Here is a 2,983-nt window from a genome sequence, read left to right on the forward strand (position 1 = left end):
ATCTAGCCCTGTAGTACTAGGGCTTTCGCCCGGTGCGGCGAGAGTGCGTGCCGGGCGTCGCGACGCCGCGGAGATCCATCAGAAGCCCCCTAGCCCTCGGCTACGGCATCTTGTCGCCGAGCAGGGCCAGGTTCTCGATGGCGGCGAGGCCGTAGAGCGCGGTGTCGTTGGTGGACACCCAGGTGGCCTCGCTGCCCGCGACCAGGGCGGCGGGGCCGCTCACCGGCTCCGTCCTCCACGGCGAGGACTCCATGTAGCCGTCGGAGCTGTAGAACTTCGTCCACGCCCGCTTGGCGAGCACCTCGTCGCCGGTCTGGACGGCGGCATAGGCGTCGAGGCGCGAGTGGCCCTGGAAGAGCAGCAGGCTGCCGAAGTTGCTGCCGTAGCGCGCCGCCTGTTCGGCCTTGGTGGCGTTGAAGTAGCGGCAGTAGTCGAAGTAGGCCTGGTTGAACTTCGGCATGTCGACCAGGTGGATGAGCTCGGCGCACAGTTCGTTGAGGCCGAACACGGCGGACAGGTGCGAGACGCCGACGACCGGGGCGGCGGCGACGGCGAACCTGCCGGTGTCGAGGTCGTACAGGCCGCTGCCCTGCACGAAGCCGTTGGGCTGGGCCGCGATGGTCTCCATGGTGGACAGGACGCGCGCCTTGGCCTTCTCCCACTTGGGGCCCTTGCGCTCCCACTCGGTCAGCCACGCCGAGACCAGACCGCTCCAGTCGGTGCCGAAGCCGATCGACAGGGCGTGCCGGTCGGGCGTGTAGGGCTCGGTGCGGATCTTGCGCAGCGGGTCCAGGGCGAGGAACGTCTCGTCGGAGTCGACGTTGGCGTGCATGAGGTCGCCGACGCGTTCGTCCGCCGTGAGGAAGTAGTAGTAGCGGCGGTAGGTGGTGTTGGCGATGCGCTGCTGCTTGGCGCTGTCGGCGTAGTGCTGGACGCCGTGCCGGGTGCCCAGGCCCGCCCACTGGCCGATGTGGTAGACGTCGACCTCGCCGGTGTGCCGGGTCATCGCCTCGGCGAAGCGGAAGATGTCGGCGCGGCCGGAGCGCAGGTAGGCGAACCAGAGCCAGAGGTCCGGGGACAGCTCGGAGTTGTCCCAGGCGTAGCCGCCGATGTCGTACCGCCACTGACGCCGGACGGTGTCGTAGGTGTGCATGATGTCGCCGTAGTCCCAGAAGCCGTACCAGCGGCGTTGCTCCACCTGGTCCTTGTAGTAGGTGAAGAGGAAGTCGAGGTGGTCCTCGATCTTCGCCTTGGCGGGCGTCGAGCGGTCCGGCTCGGAGTACAGGCCCGGGCCGAAGACCTTCGCCTTGATGAGCTGCTTCGGCGGGGCGGCGAGCTGTGGCAGCACCCGGACGGCCTCGACCTGTTCGGCGAGCTGCTCGGGGGCGGGCGTCGACCCGTTGGCCCAGAACAGGAGCTCGGAGGTCCGGGCGATCCCGTAGGGGGTGCCGAAGCCGGGCTCGTAGTCCTCGTAGGTGATGTTGAGGCCTTCGAGCTGCTCGGGGAAGGTGTCCTGACCCATGCCGTCGTGGTAGAAGCGCAGGTCCATGGGCTGCGCCTCGGGCGACCAGAGCCAGAGGGTGACCTCGGCGGCGTCGGCGTGCGCGTCCCGGATGTCGAGCTGGGCGGGGTGCTTCTCCCAGAAGTCCCTCAGGCCGAAGGAGAATCCGCCGCTCGCCCCGCCGACGTATCCGAAGCCGGAGGCCCGCTTGCCGCCGCCGGCGCCGACCCAGCCGTAGCCCTTCTCGGTGCGCTTGCGGAGGGTGAAACCGTCCGCCGAGAGCTGGGAGAGGGTGTAGTCGCCCCACTCGGGGATGTACTGGAGGCGGGTGGTGACCCGCTGGTCCCAGGTGGCGGGGTCGGGGAGCTTCTGGCCCGCGTACTGGGCGGCCTGCACGGCGGCGCCCGGGTCGCGGCGCAGGCCGGTGATGCCCTTGACGGCCTCGCGCAGCAGGCCGGTGCCCTCGCCGCCGATGCGGATGTGCCGGTCGTAGGACTCGTCGCGCATCGGGACGGTGAAGCGGACGCCGATGCCCCGGACGAAGTCGCCGCTCGCCTTGCCCGGCTCCTGCTTCCCGTCGAAGGTGACGGTGTGCACCATGCGGAAGGAGTCGGCGCCCGCGTAGAAGTAGAGGCGGATGGAGAACGGGAGCCAACTGCGGCTGCCCTTGCGGTGTTTGCCGTCGATGCGGACGACCGCGCGGACCGGGCCGCTCTGCTCGACGGTGACGCCGTCGATGGCGCCCTCGAAGCGCTCGGTCTTGACCGTGCCCTGGTCCTCGTCCTCGATCTCGGGCTGACGGATCAGCACGAGCCGCCCGTTCTTGGCGATCTCGGTGGTACCGCGGGTGACGGACTTGACGAGGGTCGCGCCCGACGTGGCGATCTTCGCGGTGATGACGCCCGTCGACACGTCGATGGTGCCGCCGCGCTTGTCGACGGTGACCTTCTTGGCGGGCGCGGCCGGGGCGCCGGCGGCGAGGGTGAGCTTGCCGGAGCCCGAACTCACCGCGTGGGCCGTCCACTTGAGGGAACCGTCCGGCCAATAGGCGAGCGGCCAGGACTGTACGGGGACGTCCTTGCCGGCGGCGTCCGTCAGCGCGAAGGTCTGGTCCTCCTGGAATGCGCCCATGGGCCAGGGCACGCCGAGCGTGGAGCCGGGGGCGGCGCCGAGGCCGCCGTCCTCCAGCCACTCCAGGGTCACCGGATCCGCGTCGGCCGCCGCGGCGCCGGGCGCGGCCTCGGCGTCCTTGGCCCCTAGCGCCCAGCTGAACTGTGCGGCGGCGCCGGCGACGGCTGCCGCCTTGAGGAGGGACCTGCGGGGGATGGGAGACATGAGATGCAGCCTTTCCTTGGCGTGCGGGTTGGGTGCGGGTTGCGTTCCCTACGGACTGCTAGTGCCGCGGCAGGCAACGTTTGCCCGTCAAGGAGCGGCGTCCGGTGCGTGCTCTCGGTGTGCCGGCCGGAAGTCCTCGTACTGGAC

At 70.2% G+C, this 2,983-nt stretch carries 1 protein-coding gene; it reads right to left on the minus strand.

The genetic code is table 11. The features are described 5' to 3' along the window. Positions 1-100: 100 nt before the first annotated feature. A complete protein-coding gene (locus AB0J04_RS45725; protein ID WP_363174657.1) occupies positions 101-2,836 on the minus strand; it encodes a Tat pathway signal sequence domain protein in 2,736 nt (911 codons plus the stop codon). Positions 2,837-2,983 lie beyond the last annotated feature (147 nt).

Source organism: Streptomyces sp. NPDC050263, from assembly GCF_040655955.1.
Taxonomy (GTDB): Bacteria; Actinomycetota; Actinomycetes; order Streptomycetales; family Streptomycetaceae; genus Streptomyces.

Coding starts and splice junctions, on each gene's coding strand:
- AB0J04_RS45725 (WP_363174657.1), bottom strand. CDS start 2,836: ATGTCTCCCATCCCCCGCAGGTCCCTCCTCAAGGCGGCAGCCGTCGCC.